Origin of the sequence: Methylobacterium sp. J-076, from assembly GCF_022829405.1 — a bacterium.
Taxonomy (GTDB): Bacteria; Pseudomonadota; Alphaproteobacteria; order Rhizobiales; family Beijerinckiaceae; genus Methylobacterium.
On sequence record NZ_JAKSXW010000132.1, the window covers coordinates 25,265 to 41,717 of the forward strand.

At 72.6% G+C, this 16,453-nt stretch carries 21 protein-coding genes; 13 read left to right on the top strand and 8 right to left on the bottom strand.

From position 1 onward, the window contains the following. Window positions 1-46 precede the first annotated feature (46 nt). The 5 genes from MKK53_RS15265 (at window position 47) to rpsI (ending at window position 3,414) form a co-directional block, all read left to right on the top strand. Window positions 47-1,144 carry a PAS domain-containing protein gene (locus MKK53_RS15265; RefSeq protein ID WP_243929559.1) on the top strand — a complete coding sequence of 366 codons (1,098 nt, stop codon included), beginning with the start codon at window positions 47-49 and terminating at the stop codon, window positions 1,142-1,144. Between the two features lie 82 nt (window positions 1,145-1,226). After that, window positions 1,227-1,703, top strand: coding sequence for a cupin domain-containing protein (locus tag MKK53_RS15270; RefSeq protein ID WP_243929560.1), 477 nt, complete (start codon window positions 1,227-1,229; stop codon window positions 1,701-1,703). A 20-nt stretch (window positions 1,704-1,723) separates the two neighbouring features. Next, window positions 1,724-2,290 (top strand): CoA-binding protein, encoded by a 567-nt coding sequence (locus MKK53_RS15275; RefSeq protein ID WP_243929599.1) that lies wholly within the window; start codon window positions 1,724-1,726, stop codon window positions 2,288-2,290. A gap of 174 nt (window positions 2,291-2,464) precedes the next feature. Beyond that, window positions 2,465-2,926: a 50S ribosomal protein L13 gene (gene rplM, locus MKK53_RS15280; RefSeq protein WP_243929561.1), complete on the top strand. Its 462-nt coding sequence runs from the start codon at window positions 2,465-2,467 to the stop codon at window positions 2,924-2,926. 2 nt (window positions 2,927-2,928) lie between these two features. Beyond that, window positions 2,929-3,414, top strand: coding sequence for a 30S ribosomal protein S9 (gene rpsI, locus MKK53_RS15285; RefSeq protein ID WP_243929562.1), 486 nt, complete (start codon window positions 2,929-2,931; stop codon window positions 3,412-3,414). 250 nt (window positions 3,415-3,664) lie between these two features. Here rpsI and MKK53_RS15290 read toward each other — a convergent pair whose 3' ends face one another. After that, on the bottom strand, window positions 3,665-4,180 hold the full coding sequence (locus MKK53_RS15290; protein ID WP_243929563.1) for a hypothetical protein: 516 nt from the start codon (window positions 4,178-4,180) through the stop codon (window positions 3,665-3,667). 163 nt (window positions 4,181-4,343) lie between these two features. Here MKK53_RS15290 and argC point away from each other — a divergent pair, with 163 nt between their 5' ends. From argC to MKK53_RS15310, 4 genes are all read left to right on the top strand, one after another. Then, a complete protein-coding gene (argC, locus tag MKK53_RS15295; protein WP_243929564.1) occupies window positions 4,344-5,291 on the top strand; it encodes an N-acetyl-gamma-glutamyl-phosphate reductase in 948 nt (315 codons plus the stop codon). Window positions 5,292-5,467: 176 nt separating this feature from the next. Continuing rightward, entirely contained in the window at window positions 5,468-6,445 is a 978-nt protein-coding gene (locus MKK53_RS15300) for a quinone oxidoreductase family protein (protein WP_243929565.1), read from the top strand. Continuing rightward, complete coding sequence (pncA, locus tag MKK53_RS15305) at window positions 6,442-7,080, top strand: bifunctional nicotinamidase/pyrazinamidase (RefSeq protein ID WP_243929566.1); 639 nt, start codon at window positions 6,442-6,444, stop codon at window positions 7,078-7,080. The genes MKK53_RS15300 and pncA overlap by 4 nt, the downstream gene beginning before the upstream one ends. A gap of 67 nt (window positions 7,081-7,147) precedes the next feature. Further along, entirely contained in the window at window positions 7,148-7,348 is a 201-nt protein-coding gene (locus tag MKK53_RS15310) for a hypothetical protein (protein WP_243929567.1), read from the top strand. A gap of 43 nt (window positions 7,349-7,391) precedes the next feature. Here MKK53_RS15310 and MKK53_RS15315 read toward each other — a convergent pair whose 3' ends face one another. From MKK53_RS15315 to pabB, 6 genes are all read right to left on the bottom strand, one after another. Then, entirely contained in the window at window positions 7,392-7,622 is a 231-nt protein-coding gene (locus tag MKK53_RS15315; RefSeq protein ID WP_243929568.1) for a hypothetical protein, read from the bottom strand. Between the two features lie 143 nt (window positions 7,623-7,765). Further along, a complete protein-coding gene (gene dinB, locus MKK53_RS15320) occupies window positions 7,766-8,848 on the bottom strand; it encodes a DNA polymerase IV (protein ID WP_243929569.1) in 1,083 nt (360 codons plus the stop codon). 94 nt (window positions 8,849-8,942) lie between these two features. Beyond that, window positions 8,943-9,383, bottom strand: a complete 441-nt coding sequence (locus MKK53_RS15325) for a DoxX family protein (RefSeq protein WP_243929570.1) — start codon at window positions 9,381-9,383, stop codon at window positions 8,943-8,945. Continuing rightward, window positions 9,380-10,234 carry an aminotransferase class IV gene (locus MKK53_RS15330; protein WP_243929571.1) on the bottom strand — a complete coding sequence of 285 codons (855 nt, stop codon included), beginning with the start codon at window positions 10,232-10,234 and terminating at the stop codon, window positions 9,380-9,382. Before MKK53_RS15330 ends, MKK53_RS15325 begins: the two co-directional genes overlap by 4 nt. Beyond that, complete coding sequence (locus MKK53_RS15335; RefSeq protein ID WP_243929572.1) at window positions 10,221-10,826, bottom strand: anthranilate synthase component II; 606 nt, start codon at window positions 10,824-10,826, stop codon at window positions 10,221-10,223. The genes MKK53_RS15330 and MKK53_RS15335 overlap by 14 nt, the downstream gene beginning before the upstream one ends. Before the next feature lie 115 nt (window positions 10,827-10,941). Then, window positions 10,942-12,309, bottom strand: a complete 1,368-nt coding sequence (pabB, locus tag MKK53_RS15340) for an aminodeoxychorismate synthase component I (protein ID WP_243929573.1) — start codon at window positions 12,307-12,309, stop codon at window positions 10,942-10,944. 217 nt (window positions 12,310-12,526) lie between these two features. Here pabB and rimO point away from each other — a divergent pair, with 217 nt between their 5' ends. The 4 genes from rimO to MKK53_RS15360 all read left to right on the top strand — a co-directional run bounded on the left by rimO (window position 12,527) and on the right by MKK53_RS15360 (window position 16,300). Then, window positions 12,527-13,918: a 30S ribosomal protein S12 methylthiotransferase RimO gene (gene rimO, locus MKK53_RS15345; RefSeq protein ID WP_243929574.1), complete on the top strand. Its 1,392-nt coding sequence runs from the start codon at window positions 12,527-12,529 to the stop codon at window positions 13,916-13,918. A gap of 136 nt (window positions 13,919-14,054) precedes the next feature. Beyond that, entirely contained in the window at window positions 14,055-14,246 is a 192-nt protein-coding gene (locus MKK53_RS15350) for a hypothetical protein (RefSeq protein ID WP_243929575.1), read from the top strand. Further along, window positions 14,227-14,898: a Fic family protein gene (locus MKK53_RS15355; protein ID WP_243929576.1), complete on the top strand. Its 672-nt coding sequence runs from the start codon at window positions 14,227-14,229 to the stop codon at window positions 14,896-14,898. Before MKK53_RS15350 ends, MKK53_RS15355 begins: the two co-directional genes overlap by 20 nt. 472 nt (window positions 14,899-15,370) lie before the next feature. After that, window positions 15,371-16,300, top strand: coding sequence for an AEC family transporter (locus MKK53_RS15360; protein ID WP_243929577.1), 930 nt, complete (start codon window positions 15,371-15,373; stop codon window positions 16,298-16,300). 7 nt (window positions 16,301-16,307) lie between these two features. Here MKK53_RS15360 and MKK53_RS25450 read toward each other — a convergent pair whose 3' ends face one another. Further along, window positions 16,308-16,442 carry a hypothetical protein gene (locus MKK53_RS25450; RefSeq protein ID WP_279599063.1) on the bottom strand — a complete coding sequence of 45 codons (135 nt, stop codon included), beginning with the start codon at window positions 16,440-16,442 and terminating at the stop codon, window positions 16,308-16,310. Between the last annotated feature and the right edge of the window lie 11 nt (window positions 16,443-16,453).

The following is a 16,453-nucleotide window of genomic DNA, read 5'->3' on the forward strand; positions in this document are numbered from 1 at the left end:
GCCACCTTCCGCGAATCGCCGGGATCGCCGGCCCAGGCTGCACACCATGCCCACCCGTTCGCTCATGCGCCTCCAGTCGGACCCGGCCCCGCCGCGGGGCGGGGCCTCGCGCTTCTTCTCCTCGCGCAACTTCCTCAAGATCATCGAGGATACCGGGGAGGTCGGGTTCTGGTCGGCCGACCTGCGCACGGGGATGCTGGACGCGACGCCGGGCCTCTACCGGATCCTGGGCCTCGAACCGGCCTCCGAGCTGCCGGTCGGCCTCTTCAACGACATGATCCACCCGGAGGACCGGGCGGTCCACGGCGACCAGTTCGCCATGCTCAACACCGGCCAGTCGGTGAACCGCGAGTTCCGCATCATCCGGCCGGACCGGACCCAGCGCTGGCTCCAGCACCGGGGCGAGGTGGCGCTGGGTGCCGACGAGCGGCCGAGCTACGCCATGGGCGTGGTGTTCGACGTGACCTCGCGGCACGATTCGATGCTGGCGGTGATGCAGCGCCACGACCGGCTCAACGCCCTCGTGACCGTCACGGCCGCCGCCTTCTGGACGACGACCCCCTACGGCGAACTCAACGAGGCCGGGCAGTGGATGGCCCTGACGGGGCAGAGCTTCGCCCAGACCCGGAGCCTCGGCTGGCTCGATTGCGTCCACCCGGAGGACCGGCCGCGCACCCAGGCGGCGTGGATGACCGCCGTGCAGCACGCCTCCGCCTACAACACCGAGTACCGGATCCACTGCGCCGACGGGATCTACCGCTGGTTTAACGCCCGCGGCGCGCCGGTCCTGAACAGGGACGGCACCGTGCGGGAATGGGTGGGGATCTGCCTCAACGTGCCGGGCCAGGCCCGCTACGGCAACCAGGGCCTGGCCACGCCGGAGGTGCAGGGGGAGACGGATTCCTCCGACCGCCCCCTGACCGCCGCCCAGGTGCGCGCCGCCCGCGGCATGGTCGGCCTCTCGAAGGAGGAGCTCGCCAAGATGGCGGGCGTGTCGATCTCGACCATCGTGCGGCTGGAGGATGCGAACTCGCCCGTGCGCCCGCGGCTCGACACGGTGATGGCCGTGCGGCGGGCCCTGGAGCAGGCCGGGGTCGCCTTCACCTTCGACGCCCACGCCAAGCCGGGCGTGCGCGAGGCGTGAGCCCCGCGTTGACGCCGCCGCGGGGGAGGGCGTAGCCACGGTGCCGGGACGCGCCCCCGGCGGTGCGCCCGGGGAGGGGCGGATGGGCGAGGATCACGGGCGAGACCGCTGGAAGCACGGGGGCGTGCGGGTGATCCCCGGCGACAGCCTGGACGCCAACACCGCCCAGACGCCGGGCATGTTCCGGCAGGCCGCCGTCAACGCCGCCCGGGTCGGCGCGCAGAAGATCTGGGCCGGCACGGTGGCGATCCAGCCCGACGCCAAGACCGGCGTGCACCACCACGGCGCACTGGAGAGCGTGATCTACGTCATCTCCGGCCGGGCCCGGATGCGCTGGGGCGACGCGCTCGAATACGTCGCCGAGGCGGGCCCCGGCGACTTCATCTTCGTGCCGCCCTACGTGCCGCACCAGGAGATCAACGCCTCCACCGACGAGCCCCTGCACTGCGTGCTGGTGCGCTCCGACAACGAGGCGGTGGTGGTCAACATCCCCGACGTGGAGCCCGTCGAGCGGCCGGAGACGGTCCACTGGATCGACCCGATTCACACGCACCCGTGAGCACAGCCGGCGGCAGGACCATGACCCACGATCCGGACGACATCGCCGCGCGGCACGCCCGCTACGCGGATTCGGCGATCCGCACGATCCTCGACGGCACGCGCAGCATCGCCCTGGTCGGCGCCTCGGCGAACCCGGCCCGGCCGAGCTGGATCGTGATGAAGTACCTCCTCGACCGGGGCTACGCCGTCACGCCGGTCAATCCGGGGCTCGCCGGGCAGGACCTCCTCGGCCGCAGGGTGGCCTGCAGCCTCCGGGAGGTCGAGGGGCCGATCGACATGGTGGAGGTGTTCCGCAACGCGGCGGCGGCGGGGGCCGTCGTCGACGAGGCGCTGGCCCTCGATCCCCTGCCGAAGGTGATCTGGATGCAGCTCGGCGTGCGCGACGACGCCGCCGCCGCCCGGGCCGAGGCCCGGGGCGTCACCGTCATCATGAACCGCTGCCCGAAGATCGAGTACGGCCGCCTCTCCGGGGAGATCGGCTGGACGGGGGTGAATTCCCGCATCCTCACCTCCCGGAAGCCGGTGCTCGCCAAGGGCGGCGTGCAGAAGCTCACCATCGCCGACCGCCGCTCGCCCCGGTCCTGACGGCGCGGTATCATGTTACCGCAACGGCGAACCCGCTCTCGGAACACGCTTTTTCGGCTCCGGCCCGCGTGATTTGCGGTTGACCTGCGGGGTGGCCGGGTCTATTGAGCCGGCATTGCCGCCGCGTGTCCGCACGCGGCGGCTCGCATTTCCGGCACCTGACGGGATTTGGGCATGAAGACTACCTCGCTGAAGCCCGCCGAGGTCGACAAGAAGTGGATCGTGATCGACGCGGAGGGCCTCGTGGTCGGCCGCCTCGCCTCGATCGTGGCGATGCGCCTGCGCGGCAAGCACAAGGCCGCCTACACGCCCCACGTCGACTGCGGCGACCACGTGATCGTGATCAACGCGGAGAAGGTGAAGTTCACCGGCCGCAAGTACAACCAGAAGAGCTACTTCTACCACACCGGCTATCCGGGTGGCATCAAGGAGCGCACGGCCAAGTTCATCCTCGAAGGGCGCTTCCCCGAGCGCATCGTGGAGAAGGCCGTGGAGCGCATGCTGCCGCGCGGGCCGCTGTTCCGCCAGATCCTCGGCAACCTCCGTGTCTACAAGGGCACCGAGCATCCGCACGTCGCCCAGCAGCCGCAGGCGCTCGACGTCGGCGCCCTCAACCGCAAGAACGTGAGCGCGTGATCATGGCGACCCTTCAGTCCCTCGCAGACCTGAACCGGGCCAACACCGGCGCGGTCGATCCGGCCAACGAAGCCCCCGTGCACGTCCAGAAGCTGGACGCGCAGGGCCGGGCCTACGCCACCGGCAAGCGCAAGGACGCGGTCGCCCGCGTCTGGATCAAGCCGGGCACCGGCAAGGTCGTCGTCAACAAGCGCCCGGTGGAGACCTACTTCGCCCGTCCGGTGCTGCGCATGATCCTGCGCCAGCCGCTGGAGATCGCCGGCCGCGTCGATCAGTACGACATCACCGTCACGGTGGCGGGCGGCGGCCTCTCCGGCCAGGCGGGCGCCGTGCGCCACGGCCTGTCCAAGGCCCTCACCTACTTCGAGCCGGAGCTGCGCGCGCCCCTGAAGCGCGAAGGCTTCCTCACCCGCGACGCCCGCGTGGTCGAGCGCAAGAAGTACGGCCGCGCCAAGGCCCGCCGCAGCTTCCAGTTCTCGAAGCGCTAAGCCGTCACATCAGGCTCGGAGGGGGAGGGCGGTGCCGCAGGGCGCCGCCCTTTCTCGTTTCGGAGCCTGTGGCCGACGACCGGCCGCCTCCGCCGTCAACGCCGGCGGAGCGACGCGACCCCGGGGCGGCGCGCGCTCGGATCGTTCGGTGCCGCCCTGGATTGCTTCGCTGCCGCTCGCAAGGCCGGGGGGAGGGCACCCACCCCCCGGCCTGCTCCGCCTGCCGCGCGGAGGCGGAAAAGGGGGCTCCTCAGGCGTGGACCGCCTTCTCCAGCTCGGCCTTCGACATCTTCGAGCGGCCGGCGATGTCCTGGGCGCGGGCCTTCTTCATCAGCTCGGCCTTGGTCGGCTCCGCCTTGTCGGACTTGTTCGCCTTGCGGGCCTTGGCCGACGTCTCGGCCGCCGCCTTCGGCTGCTTGGAGAACTGCTTGCCCTTCTTCGTGTCGGCCCGCTTCTTGGCGGTCGACTCGGCGTAGTCCTTGTCCGAGAGCGCCTCGCGGGCCTTCTTGGGCAGGTAGCGCTCGCCGGTCTTGCCGCTCTCCTTGCCGGACTTGGTGCCCCACTCCTCCTCGGTCCACTGCTCCAGGTGGTTGTCCTTGGACTTCTTGCCCTCGTAGCCGCCGCCCTCCTTCTTGTAGGCGGCGCTCGCCATCTGCGCCTTGCGGGCCGACCACTGGCCGGGCTTGCCGCCCTTGTCGGACTGCGTGACGTCCTTCTTCACCTTCTCCCACAGCTTGGGGTCGGTCTTCTTCGCGGTGGCGGCCATCGTCTCGGTCTCCTCACGGGATTTGGCCGTCAAATCCGTCGCCGGGCCGGTGTTCCCGCGACCGATCGGCGGCCTGTGGACGGGGAGGGCGTTGACAGGGGCCCCGCCGACCCCCCACCTGCCCCGGCGGCGGCCGGACGCGATTCCGGCCCGTGAGGCGAGCATGGCGAGCAAGGACGAGACGGCGCAGCCGACGGTGTTCATCGATGGCGAGGCGGGCACCACCGGCCTCGGCATCCGCGCGCGCCTGGAGCGCGAAGGGCGCGTCCGCCTCGTGAGCATCGCCCCCGAGCACCGCAAGGACCCCGCCGCCAAGCGCGACCTGCTGGCCCAGGTCGACCTCGTGGTCCTGTGCCTGCCGGATGCCGCCGCCGTCGAGACGGTGGCGCTCGCCGACGGGCTGCCCGGGGGCGGCCCGAAGATCCTCGACGCGAGCACCGCCCACCGGGTCGCGCCCGGCTGGACCTACGGCTTCCCGGAGATGGCGCCGGGCCAGGGCGAGGCCGTGGCCGCCGCCCGGCGGGTCGCCAATCCCGGCTGCTACCCGACCGGCGGAATCGCGCTCCTGCGCCCGCTGGTGGACGGCGGGCTGATCCCCGCCGACCATCCCGTCAGCGTCAACGCGGTGAGCGGCTACAGCGGCGGCGGCAAAGGGATGATCGAGGATTACGAGGCCGGCCGCGCCCCGTCCTTCCTGCTCTACGGCCTCGGCTTCGCCCACAAGCACCTGCCGGAGCTGCAGGGCTACAGCGGGCTGACCCGCCGGCCGATCTTCGTGCCCTCCGTGGGCAACTTCCGCCAGGGGATGCTGGTGAGCGTGCCGCTCCACCTCGATGCCCTGCCGGGCCGCCCGCAGGCGGCCGACCTGGAGGCGGCCCTCCGCGCCTGGTACCGGGGCCAGCCCCTGGTGCAGGTGGTGGAGGGCGCCGAAGCCGGCGCCCATAGGGAGAAGATCGAGCCCGAGGCCCTGAACGACACCGACCGGCTCGAACTGCGGGTCTTCGGCTCGGCCGAGCACGGGCAGGCGGTGCTGGTCGCCCGCCTCGACAACCTCGGCAAGGGCGCGTCCGGCGCGGCGGTGCAGAACCTGTCGCTGATGCTGGGGCTGTAACGGGTTTCCAAAGGACGGGTCCTTTGGCGGGGGCGGGGCGGAGCCCTGCGCATCCCAGGGGCCTCGCCCCTGGACCCCGCCAGAGGTCCCCGTCCCTCGGGATCCCCACACTTCGAGATTGCCTCCCGCCCCGCGGCGCTTATCTCGCCGAGGGGCGGACACGACGGGAGAGAACGATGCCGAAGGCGATCCGGGTCTACGAGTACGGCGGCCCCGAGGTGATGAAGCTGGAGGACGTGCCGCTGGCCGAGCCCGGCGCCGGGCAGATCCGCGTCCGCCAGGAGGCGATCGGCGTCAACTTCATCGACATCTACTTCCGCACCGGCGCCTACAAGTCGCCGCACCTGCCCTACACCCCCGGCAAGGAGGGCGCGGGCACCGTCACCGCCGTGGGCGAGGGCGTCGCGCAGTTCAGAGTGGGCGACCGGGTCGCCTACGGCTCGGTGGGGGATGGGTGCTACGCGGAGGAGCCGGTGATCCCGGCCGCCGCCGCCGTGGCGATGCCCGAAGGGATCGACGCGCAGACCGCCGCGGCGATGATGCTCAAGGGCCTGACCGCCGAATACCTCCTGCACCGGACCTACCGGGTGAAGCCCGGCGACACGATCCTCTGGCATGCGGCCGCGGGGGGCGTCGGCCTCATCGCCTGCCAGTGGGCCAAGCACCTCGGCGCCACGGTGATCGGCACCGCGGGGAGCGAGGAGAAGGCCGAGCTCGCCCGGGCCAACGGCTGCGACCACGTCATCCTCTACCGCAGCGAGGACGTCGCCAAGCGCGTGCGCGAGCTGACCGGGGGCAAGGGCGTGCCGGTGGTCTATGACGGCGTCGGCCAGGCGACCCTGATGGGCTCGCTGGACAGCCTCGCCCCCACCGGCCTGCTCGCCAGCTTCGGCTCGGCCTCCGGGCCGATCACCGGCCTCGACCTCGGCCTTCTGGCCGCCAAGGGCTCCCTGTTCGTCACCCGGCCGACGCTGGCGACCTTCTCCAGCCAGCGCCCGGTGCTGGAGGAGGCGGCGGCCAACCTGTTCGGGGCCGTGCGCTCGGGGGCGGTGAAGATCGCCGTCAACGCGGTGCGGCCGCTCGCCGAGGCGCAGGGGGTCCACCGCGACCTCGCCGGCCGCGAGACCACCGGCTCCACGGTCATGGTGCCGTGATCCCCGGCCCGGCCGACCTGCTCCTCGTCATCGACGTGCAGGTCGATTTTCTGCCGGGCGGAGCACTCCCCGTGCCGGACGGCGACCGCGTCGTCCGGCCGATTAACGCCCTCCAGGACAGGTTCCGGCACGTCGTCCTGACGCAGGACTGGCACCCGCCGGGCCATGTCTCCTTCGCGGCGAGCCATCCCGGCCGGGCGCCCTTCGAGACGGTGCGCCTCGCCTCCGGCGACCAGACCCTCTGGCCGGTGCATTGCGTGCAGGGCACGCCGGGGGCGGCCTTCGCCCCGGGGCTCGCCACCGACCGCGCGGCCCTGATCCTCCGCAAGGGAAGCGATCCGGCGGTGGACAGCTACTCCGCCTTCCTCGACGCGAACCGGACCACCCGCACCGGCCTCGCGGCGGCGCTCGGCGAGCGCGGCATCCGCCGGGTGGTCCTGTGCGGCCTCGCCACGGATTTCTGCGTGCTGTGGAGCGCCCTCGACGCCCGCGCGGCGGGGTTCGAGGTCGTGGTGGTCGAGGATGCGGTCGCGGGCATCGACGCGCCCACCGTCCCCGGCGGATCTTTGGCCGAAGCCTGGGCGCGGATGGCGGCGGCGGGAGTCGGGCGGATCGGGGCGGCGGCCTTCGGCTGAGGACCAACCGCCGCAGGGTGGGACCCGCCCGCCCCGTCGGCGTTGCCCCTGCTCATCAGGAGGCCGCATGTCCGACAAGCATCCCAAGACCACCACGCCGACCGACGCCGACCTCAAGGGCAATCCCGGGATCGGCACCTCGAAGGGCATGGCCGGGGCGGACCCGGAAGAGCTCGAGGCCGATTCGACCTTCGAGGGCGACGTCGAGAACGAGACCACCCCCGAGGGGGGGATCGATCCGAACCACAGGCCGCGCAAGAACAAGTAGGACGGGGGCGGGGAGGGGCGGACCGCCCCTCCCCAGTACGGGCTCAGTAGGAGCCGGGGACCGGCAGGCCCATCACCCGCTGGGGGGCGGCCCGGGGAACCACGGTCCCCGTGGTCTCGACGTCCCGGCGCAGGGCCGGGCGGGCGGGGTCGGAGGCGAAGCCGCGGCTCGCGGCGGCCACCGGGGCCGTGCCGGCATGGGAGGTCGGGACGCCCTGGGCGAAGGCGGCCCCCGTGGCGAGGGTCAGGCTGGCGGCGGCGAGAAAGCGGATCATGACGGTCTCCGGTGCGAGGCGCCCCCAGAGGGTCGGCGCGCTGTGTTGCACCGGATATGGGGCGCCCCCGGCCGAGGCCTTGTGCACTGCCGCACATGGCATGTGCGCCGCACCATGCCCCGTCCCCGCCGGGACGACCGGCGTCAGAGGCCGAGGCCGAGCTGCTCCGGCCCCTCCGGTTCCTCCGGCGTGAAGCCCGAGAGGGCGATGCCGATCAGCCGGGCGCTGCGCCGCAGGGGGATCAGGCCCCGCAGCAGGTCGCGGCCGATCCGCTCCAGGCTCTCCCGGTCCGGGACGGGGGCGGGCAGGGAGCGGGCGCGGGTGACGAGGGAGAAATCCGAGAACTTGAGCTTCAGGGTCACGGTGCGCCCGCGCATCGCCTTCGCCTCCGCGCTGCGCCACACCTTGTCGACCATGGGGGCGAGGCGCTCGGCCAGGACGTCGTAGGCGGCGGTGTCGTCGGTGAAGGTGGTCTCGGCGCCGATGGACTTGCGGATCCGGTGCGCCCGCACCGGCCGCTCGTCGATGCCCCTCGCGACGGCGTAGTAGTAGCTCGCCGCCGAGCCGAACGTGTCCTTCAGCCGGTCGAGGCTCCAGGCGCGCAGGTCTGCGCCGGTCTCGATGCCGAGCCGCTTCATCTTGGCCTCCGTGACCGGCCCGACCCCGTGGAAGCGCCCGATCGGCAGCTCCGCCACGAAATCCGCCCCCATCGCCGGGGTGATCACGAACAGGGCGTTCGGCTTGCGGTGGTCCGAGGCGACCTTGGCCAGGAACTTGTTGTAGGACACCCCCGCCGAGGCCACGAGGCCGGTCCTGTCCAGGATCTCCGCCCGGATCGCCTTCGCCACCGCCGTCGCGGTCGGCAATCCCAAGACGTTCTCGGTGACGTCGAGATAGGCCTCGTCGAGGGCAACCGGCTCGATCATCTCCGTGTGCCGGGCGAAGACCGCGCGGATCTCCTCCGACACCGCCCGGTAGGCCTCGAAGCGCGGCTTCACGAAGACGAGGTCCGGGCAGAGCCGCCTCGCGGTCGCCGCGGGCATGGCCGAGCGCACGCCGAAGGGCCGCGCCTCGTAGCTCGCGGCCATCACCACGCCCCGCTCCCGCGAGCCGCCCACCGCCAGGGGCTTGCCGCGCAGGGACGGGTCGTCGCGCTGCTCCACGGAGGCGTAGAACGCGTCCATGTCGATGTGGATGATCTTCCGGAGGGCACCCTCCGCCTGCATCGCCGGCCGCGTCCCTTGGATGTTCCCGATACGTTCGAGTGACCCCGGGACGGACGCCGGGTCAAGCCGGGCCGCCCCGGTGGCCACAGGCGATTCAGCGCGGCCCCGGACCGGCGGGGTGGTCCGGGGCCGCCGAGCGGCGCCGGAACGGCCAGTCGATCAGCCCTCCCGCCCACAGGGCGGCCCAGACGAAGACCGGCTGAAAGGCGAGCCGCGGCCCGTGGTACCACCAGCTGTCGGGGATGCCGTCGATGTGGATGTGTTCGAAGGCGTGCTTCAGGTTCGCCGGGTAGACGCAGACCGCGTAGAGGGCGAGCCCGATCGCCGCCGCCCGGCGGGTGGCGGGGATCAGCAGCCCCAGCGCCCCGGCGAGCTCGCACAGGCCGGTGGCCTGGATGACGAGGCGGGGCTCGGGCACCCAGTCCGGCATCAGCGGCAGCATCGCGTCGGTGGCCCGCAGGTGGACCACGCCGATGAAGGCGTAGAGCGCCGCGAGCACCCACCGCAGGATCGTTCGACCGCGACCTTCGCTCACGCGACCTCCTCCGGGGCGACATCACAGGATTGCGCCACCGCCGCGCAAAGCGCTTTCCGCAGCAGGGCGAAGGCGGCGTGGCCGCCACTGTCGTAGGCGGTCTCGCCCAGGGCCGTCACCGGGGCGAGGAGGCGCAGGGAGTTCGTGACGAACACGGCCTCTGCCCGGCGCACATCGTCCGGCGTCAGGGAGCGTTCCGCCACGGCGAGCCCGCAGGCGGGGGCCAGCGCGAGCACTTGGGCGCGAACGATACCGGGCAGCACGCCATCCGTGAGAGGTGGGGTGAGGAGGGTGCCCTCGTCCGCCACGCAGAACACGTTGCCCGTTCCGGCACAGGCGACGAGCCCCTTCGTGTTGCGGAACAGCGCCTCGTCGAACCCGTCCCGCGCCGCCTCGCCGGCGGCGATCACGGCGTCGAGATAGCCCAGCGTCTTCAGCCGCGCGGCGGGGGAGGTGTCGTTGCGGGCGATGGCGGTCGGCCGCAGCCGCAGGGGCGCGAAGGCGATGGCCCGGCCGCTCGGGGCGGCGGTGGCGAACAGGATCGGGCGGGGTGCCTCCGGCGGCTTCAGGCCCCGCGGGCCGGCGCCCCGCGTCAGCGTGGTGCGGAGGGCGAGCCGCTCGCCCTGGCCGGCGAGGGCACGCATGGCCGACCGGATCGCCTCCGCGTCGGCGGGGATGCCCAGCACCTCGGCGGAGGCGACGAGCCGTGCCACATGCTCGGCCTCGAAGGCCACACGGCCGTTCAGGGCGAGCGCGGTGTCGAACAGCCCGTCGCCCAGCGTCAGGCCCCGGTCGGCATGGTCGAGGGGCGCCTCCGTACCCGCGAGGACCTGCCCGTCACGCCACAGCATCGCGCCGGCCCTCCCGCCACGCGCGGGCGAGATCGAGGAAGTTGCCGAAGATGGCGTGGCCCCCCTCGGTGAGCACCGATTCCGGGTGGAACTGCACCCCGTAGGTGGGGTGCCGGCGGTGGGAGAGGGCCATCACCTCGCCCTCGTCGGAGAGCGCATCGACGGTCAGGTGGTCCGCCATACCGGGCTCCGGGCTGACCACGAGGGAGTGGTAGCGCCCCACCGGCATCGGGGCGGGCAGGCCGGCGAAGAGGCGTTGGCCGTCATGGGCGACGGGGGTCGCCTGTCCGTGCAGGGGCCGCCGCGCCCGCTCGACCTTTCCGCCGAAGGCCGCGCCGATGGCCTGGTGGCCGAGGCAGACGCCGAGGATCGGCAGGTGTCCCGACAGGTCGCGGATCGCCGGGAGCGAGACCCCCGCCTCGGCCGGCGTGCAGGGGCCGGGGGAGATGACCAGGGCCTCCGGCGCCAGCGCCCGGATGCCGGCGACGTCGAGGGCGTCGTTGCGCACGACGCGGACCTCCTGGCCCAGCTCCTCGAAGTAGCGGACGACGTTAAAGACGAACGAGTCGTAATTGTCGAGGACGAGGATCATGCGGCACCATCGTCCTTGCGAGCGAAGCGAAGCAATCCAGGGACGCTCCACGCCCGGAAGCGTCCCGCCGCCCTGGATCGCTTCGCTGCGCTCGCGATGACGGCACGGCACAGCCTCATCGGAACGCCTCGAACACCCGCGCGGCCTTGGCCAGGGTCTCGTCGTATTCCGGCCCCGGCTCGGAGAGCAGGGTGACGCCGCCCCCCGCCTGGAGCACGGCGGTCCCGCCGTCCATGAACACGGTGCGGATGGCGATGGAGGTGTCGAGGTCGCCGTCGAAGCCGATCCGGCCGATGGCGCCGCAATAGATCTCCCGGGCGTCGCCCTCGATCTCGCTGATGATGTCCATCGCCCGGATCTTCGGCGCCCCGGTGATCGAGCCGCCGGGGAAGGTCTTCTCCAGAAGGTCGAACCCGTCGAGGCCGTCGCGGAGCGTGCCCGTCACCACCGAGACGAGGTGGTGGACGCCGGCATAGGTCTCCAGCCCGCACAGCACCGGCACGGCCACGCTCCCCGGCGCGCAGACCCGCGACAGGTCGTTGCGCAGGAGATCGACGATCATCACGTTCTCGGCCCGGTCCTTCACCGAGGCGGCGAGCTCCGCCGCCGCCGCCCGGTCCTGCGCCGGATCGGGCAGGCGCTTGGCGGTGCCCTTGATCGGCCGGGTCTCGACGTGGCGCCCGTCGAGGCGCACGAACCGCTCCGGCGAGGAGGAGGCGACCGTCAGCCCCTCGAATTCCTGGTAGGCGCCGAAGGTGGCGGGGTTGGTCTCGCGCAGGCGCCGGTACAGGGCGAAGGGATCGAACCCCGCCGGCAGGTCCGCCGTGAAACGCTGGGCGATGTTGGCCTGGTAGATGTCCCCGGCGCGGATATAGGCGCGGACCTTTTCGACCGCATCTTCATAGGTTTGCCGGGTGAAGTTCGAGCGCCACACGAGGGGCTCCGGAGGCGGCCCGGGGGCCGGGTCGTCCCCCGCCAGCAGGTCGGCGAAGCGGGCGAGGCGCCCCTGCGCCCGGGCGGCGCGGGCCTGCGGGTCGGTCTCGGGGAAGCCGGTGGAGTGCAGCGTCGCGGTGCCGGCGGCGTGGTCGAGGGCGAGCACCGTGTCGTAGAGGTTCACGGCGATGTCGTCGGTCAGCCCGGCCCGGCGGGCGGGGCGGGCGACCCGCTCCAGGCGCTCGCCGAGGTCGTAGGCGAAGTAGCCGATCGCCCCGCCGGGGAAGGGATGAGCCGGGTCGGCGGGGAGCCGGTAGGGGGCGAGGCAGTCCCGCAGGGCCGCGAACGGGCCGCCGGGCACCGGGTGCCCGTCGAGGGTGGCGACCCCGTCCCGGTAGCGGAACCGGGCGAAGGGGTCGGCGGCGACGATCGACAGGCGGCCCAGGGCATCGTGCCGCATGGCGCTGTCGAGGAAGGCGAGCCCCGGCAGGGCGCGCAGCCGGCGGGCGGCGGCGGCGGGATCGATCGGGGGCAGGTCTGCGGTCCACATGAGCCGGCGTCGGCCTTCACACCACGGCGTCGTTCCGCGCCGTCCGGACGCCCTCGCACAGGCGATGCCGCGAGGAAAGCAGGCCGCTGCGCGCAGCGGCCTCGCGCCGACGGCCCGAACCCGCTATATCGGGGGTCATCCCGCAGACGACCAGCGTTCTCCGGCGTCCCCATCGGCGCAGGCGCCGCCGCATCCGATATCGCCCGTGACACCGCCCATGACCAGCACCGCCTCGCCCCAGATCCGCGCGTTCCCCGCCGACGCGGAGGCCGCCGCCTCCCGGGCGGCCCCCGCCGCCGGGGCCGCCCCCAAGATCTCGTTCGTCTCCCTCGGCTGCCCGAAGGCGCTGGTGGATTCGGAGCGGATCCTGACGCACCTGCGCGCCGAGGGCTACGAGCTCGCCCGGAAGCACGACGGGGCGGACCTCGTCATCGTGAACACCTGCGGCTTCCTCGATTCCGCCAAGGCGGAATCGCTCGCCGCCATCGGCGAGGCCATGGCCGAGAACGGCCGGGTCATCGTCACCGGCTGCATGGGCGCGCAGCCCGAGGAGATCCGCGAGAAGTACCCGGCGCTCCTGGCCGTCACCGGCCCCCAGGCCTACGAATCGGTGCTGGCGGCGGTGCACGAGGCGGCGCCCCCGGCCCACGACCCGTTCGTGGACCTCGTGCCGCCGCAGGGCATCAAGCTGACGCCCCGGCACTACGCCTACCTGAAGATCTCCGAGGGCTGCCACAACCGGTGCAGCTTCTGCATCATCCCGTCCTTGCGCGGGGACCTCGTGAGCCGGCCGGCGGCGGACGTGCTGCGGGAGGCCGAGAAGCTGGTCAAGGCCGGGGTGAAGGAGCTGCTGGTCGTCTCGCAGGACACCAGCGCCTACGGGCTCGACATCCGCTACGCCGAGAGCCCCTGGCGGGACCGGCAGGTCCGCGCCCGGTTCTACGACCTCACCAGGGAACTCGGCGAGCTCGGGGCCTGGGTGCGGCTGCACTACGTCTACCCGTACCCGCACGTGGACGAGGTGATCCCGCTGATGGCGGAGGGGAAGGTGCTCCCCTACCTCGACATGCCGCTCCAGCACGCGAGCCCGAGCGTGCTCAAGCGGATGCGCCGGCCGGGCAACCAGGAGCGCCAGCTCGAGCGCATCCGGTCCTGGCGGGCCGCCTGCCCGGACCTCGCCATCCGCTCGACCTTCATCGTCGGCTTCCCCGGCGAGACCGAGGCCGAGTTCGAGGAACTGCTGGAGTGGCTGAAGGAAGCCAGGCTCGACCGGGTCGGCTGCTTCGAGTTCGAGCCCGTGGCGGGCGCCGCCGCCAACGCCCTCGGCGCCCCGGTGCCGCCGGAGGTGAAGGCCGAGCGCAAGCGCCGGTTCATGGAGACGCAGAACGTCATCGCGCTCCGCCTGCAGCGCGCCAAGGTCGGCCGGCGGATGCCGATCATCGTCGACGCGGTGGAGGGCGGGGTCGCCCGGGGCCGCTCCAAGGCCGACGCCCCGGAGATCGACGGCACCGTCCACGCGAGCTTCCGCCGCCCGGTGCGGGTGGGGGACATCGTGACCGTCAAGATCGACCGGGCCGAGGCATACGACCTCTACGGCAGCGTGACGTAGGGGGCGCCCGGCGGCCCGGCCGAGCCACGACCGGCGGATTGCCTGTCCATAAGTCGGGGCGATAGGCTACGAAACGTCCCTCGCCGGGTTGTAGCGTGTGGGCGGGACCGGGGCGCGGAGCGATCGAGGGCAGGCCATGACGGATGCGTTGAAGCAGCTGTTGAGCGCGGCCCGGCAAGCCCAGCCCTCGCCCGAGCAGCGCGAGGAGCAGCGCCGGAGCTTCGCCTACGGCAACACCCATTTCGAAAATCGGCTCATCACGCGCGAGATGGTGGACCGGCAGGCGGACAAGCTCGCGAAAGAGCGCGATGAGCACGGGAGGGCCTGAGAAGCGCGACAGCCGCGCCCTCGAGCCCGAGCTCATCAGGGATCCCCAGGCGCGGGCGGAGGCCGAAGCCCTCAACGGCCTCCGGCAGTACGATGCCGGACTCGCGGCGATTCAGGACGCCCTCGAACGGGAGGGCCGGTACAGGCTGCGGCCGTCCCTGATCCTGAGCCTTCACAGGGAAGCCCTGCGCGGCATCAGCATGTATGCGGGAAACTTCCGGCCCGGCGGTGTCGAGATCAGCGGGAGCAGGCACGCGCCGCCGGGGGCGCACCTCGTCCCCGCACTCGTCGAGGACCTGTGCGACGAGGTAAACGACCGCTGGGACGAGGCGTCCCCGGTCTATCTGGCCGCCTACGTGATGTGGCGCCTCAACTGGATCCACCCGTTCGCCGACGGGAACGGCCGAACCTCGCGCATCGCATCGTATGTTGTGCTGTCGATCGCCGCCCGGACTCTCCTGCCCGGGACGCCGACGATCCCGGATCAGATCGTCGACAACCGGAAGCCTTATTTCGAAGCCCTCGACGCCGCGGATGCCGCCTGGGCGGAGGGTCGGCTCGACCTGTCCAAGATGGAGCAATTGCTCGGCCGGCTCCTGGCGCATCAGCTCGCCAGCTTCTGGCAACAGGCCGGCGGTCAGGAGACCGGCTGAGGCTGAGCCGGATGGGGAGCGCCGGGATCGACCTGGCGCGACGAACGCCCGTTCCGGCAGCGTGACGTAGGGGGCGCTCCCCGTCGTGCGGGGATCGTTGCGACCGTGATCCCACCCCCAGCCTCGTTCCGGGTGTCCGGCCGGAACGTCAGTGTCGTCCCCCCCTCACCCTCATCCTGAGGTGCCCGCGCCAGCGGGCCTCGAAGGAGGGATCCAGCCCGCCGTGCGATCCCTGGTGCCCTCCGTCGCGGCGGCTCTCGCCGCACCTCAGGATGAGGGTGTGGAAGGGATAAGACGGGCGTTCGGCCAGACACTCGGGACACGCGCGAGGATAGAATCGGCCCGCGGGCATCGTGGATCGCCCCGCGCATTTGCAGCCCCGCCCGGCGGGCCTATGGAAGGGGGCGCCACGAACGGGCTCCCCGCCGATGTCCCCTGCCTCCGCCCATAGCATCCCCCCGGACGCGGCCGCGTGACCGGAGCGCTCCTCCTCGCCCTGCTGCCGATCGCCCTGTTGATCGGCCTCGGGGCCGGCCTGCGCCGGGCCGGATTCCTGGCCGAGGCCTTCTGGCCGCAGGCGGAGCGGCTCGGCTACTACGTGCTGCTGCCGAGCCTGTTCGTCCACGGCCTCGCCACCGCCCGGCTCGACGGGGTGCCGGTCCTGGCCCTCGCCGCCGTCCTCGTCGTCTCGACGGTGGCCGTGGCCCTGGCGCTCCTGGCCCTGCGCCCGCGCCTCGCCCTCGACGGGGCGGCCTTCACCTCGGTGTTCCAGGGCGGCATCCGCTTCAACAACTATGTCGGGGTCTCGGCGGCGGTCGGCCTGTTCGGGGCACAGGGCATCGCCCTGGCGGCGGTGGCCAACGCCGCCATCGTGCCGACCGTCAACGTCCTGTGCGTCCTCGTCTTCGCCCGGTTCGGGTCCGCCGGGCCGCTCGCCCCGGCGGCCGTCGTCCGGCAGCTCGCCCTGAACCCCCTCGTGGTGGCGAGCTTCGTCGGCATCGCCCTCCAGGCGACGGGCCTGCCCCTGGCGCCCGGCGTCGATCCGGTGCTCAAGGCCCTGGGGCAGGCCTCCCTGCCCCTCGGCCTCCTCTGCGTCGGGGCGGCGCTGGATTTCGGCACGGCCCGGACCTGGATCCGGCCCCTGGCCGTGACCGCGGCGGTGAAGTTCGGCCTGATGCCCCTGGCGACGGTGCTCGCCTGCCGCGCCCTCGGCCTGCACGGCCCCGCGGCGGCCACGGCGCTGCTGTTCCAGGCCCTGCCGACCGCCTCGTCCTCCTACATCATGGCCCGGCAGCTCGGGGGCGACGCCCCCCTCATGGCCGGTATCATCGCCCTCCAGACGGTGCTGGCCGGCGCGGCCCTGCCGCTGGTGCTGCTCGTGCTGGAGGGAATCGCCGCGTGAGGGCGGATCAGTTCGCGATCCGCCGACGTTCGATGTCGCGGACCCGTTCCGCGCTCCGTCTCGTCGTCACGACGGCGAGCGCGCCGAGGCCCAGCGCGACGGCCGGAACGACGAAGAGCAGGTAGACGATACCGAACGTCATGGAAGCAGCCC

Bases quoted from the DNA above. Each gene is read 5' to 3' on its own strand.
- MKK53_RS15265 (WP_243929559.1), top strand. From the start codon at position 47: ATGCCCACCCGTTCGCTCATGCGCCTCCAGTCGGACCCGGCCCCGCCG.
- MKK53_RS15290 (WP_243929563.1), bottom strand. From the start codon at position 4,180: ATGGCCGCCACCGCGAAGAAGACCGACCCCAAGCTGTGGGAGAAGGTG.
- MKK53_RS15330 (WP_243929571.1), bottom strand. From the start codon at position 10,234: ATGCTGTGGCGTGACGGGCAGGTCCTCGCGGGTACGGAGGCGCCCCTC.
- rplM (WP_243929561.1), top strand. From the start codon at position 2,465: ATGAAGACTACCTCGCTGAAGCCCGCCGAGGTCGACAAGAAGTGGATC.
- MKK53_RS15335 (WP_243929572.1), bottom strand. From the start codon at position 10,826: ATGATCCTCGTCCTCGACAATTACGACTCGTTCGTCTTTAACGTCGTC.
- argC (WP_243929564.1), top strand. From the start codon at position 4,344: ATGGCGAGCAAGGACGAGACGGCGCAGCCGACGGTGTTCATCGATGGC.
- rimO (WP_243929574.1), top strand. From the start codon at position 12,527: ATGACCAGCACCGCCTCGCCCCAGATCCGCGCGTTCCCCGCCGACGCG.
- MKK53_RS15275 (WP_243929599.1), top strand. From the start codon at position 1,724: ATGACCCACGATCCGGACGACATCGCCGCGCGGCACGCCCGCTACGCG.
- rpsI (WP_243929562.1), top strand. From the start codon at position 2,929: ATGGCGACCCTTCAGTCCCTCGCAGACCTGAACCGGGCCAACACCGGC.
- MKK53_RS15300 (WP_243929565.1), top strand. From the start codon at position 5,468: ATGCCGAAGGCGATCCGGGTCTACGAGTACGGCGGCCCCGAGGTGATG.
- MKK53_RS15310 (WP_243929567.1), top strand. From the start codon at position 7,148: ATGTCCGACAAGCATCCCAAGACCACCACGCCGACCGACGCCGACCTC.
- MKK53_RS15315 (WP_243929568.1), bottom strand. From the start codon at position 7,622: ATGATCCGCTTTCTCGCCGCCGCCAGCCTGACCCTCGCCACGGGGGCC.
- MKK53_RS15350 (WP_243929575.1), top strand. From the start codon at position 14,055: ATGACGGATGCGTTGAAGCAGCTGTTGAGCGCGGCCCGGCAAGCCCAG.
- MKK53_RS15355 (WP_243929576.1), top strand. From the start codon at position 14,227: ATGAGCACGGGAGGGCCTGAGAAGCGCGACAGCCGCGCCCTCGAGCCC.
- MKK53_RS15270 (WP_243929560.1), top strand. From the start codon at position 1,227: ATGGGCGAGGATCACGGGCGAGACCGCTGGAAGCACGGGGGCGTGCGG.
- dinB (WP_243929569.1), bottom strand. From the start codon at position 8,848: ATGCAGGCGGAGGGTGCCCTCCGGAAGATCATCCACATCGACATGGAC.
- MKK53_RS25450 (WP_279599063.1), bottom strand. From the start codon at position 16,442: ATGACGTTCGGTATCGTCTACCTGCTCTTCGTCGTTCCGGCCGTCGCG.
- pabB (WP_243929573.1), bottom strand. From the start codon at position 12,309: ATGTGGACCGCAGACCTGCCCCCGATCGATCCCGCCGCCGCCGCCCGC.